At 35.5% G+C, this 406-nt stretch carries 1 protein-coding gene; it reads left to right on the top strand.

Features of this window, described 5'->3' with window-relative positions; all coding sequences use genetic code 11:
• Window positions 1-195, top strand: a 195-nt coding sequence (locus OM074_RS21255) for a hypothetical protein (RefSeq protein WP_301202722.1), incomplete at its 5' end; no start/stop codon positions are given.
• Between the last annotated feature and the right edge of the window lie 211 nt (window positions 196-406).

Here is a 406-nt window from a genome sequence, read left to right as displayed (position 1 = left end):
AATTATTACGAAAGTGTTGGTTGGTTAGTTGGAGGAAAAACAAAAATGAAAGATTGGAAAGCGGCTGCCAGAAACTGGATGCTCAATGTGGAGAAATTTCAAAAGAAAGAACCCAATTCCAACAGCAAACAGGAGCCGATCACCAAACCGGAATCAAAACCATTTAGCGGTTCAGGTTATAGCGAACCTCTTTAAATCAAAGATGAGAAAACAAAGATTAAAAAGTTTGCATCATGTTTTATACCATAAGCAACAACCAAATTATCTATTAATTATCAAAAAAGCCTTGATTTTATCACTCAAAAAGGAAAAGAGATGTATGGGGTTGGTTTTAAACTTTTGAGTGAAGATATGCCCCTTATCCGGAAATTGTTTGTTTACATGATCCGGGATACGGATTTAATCC

It is taken from the genome of Plebeiibacterium marinum, from assembly GCF_026013615.1.
GTDB classification, from domain to species: domain Bacteria; phylum Bacteroidota; class Bacteroidia; order Bacteroidales; family Marinilabiliaceae; genus Saccharicrinis; species Saccharicrinis marinus_A.
The sequence above is the reverse complement of the archived record's forward strand: the minus strand, read 5'-3'. Positions and strand labels throughout refer to the sequence as shown.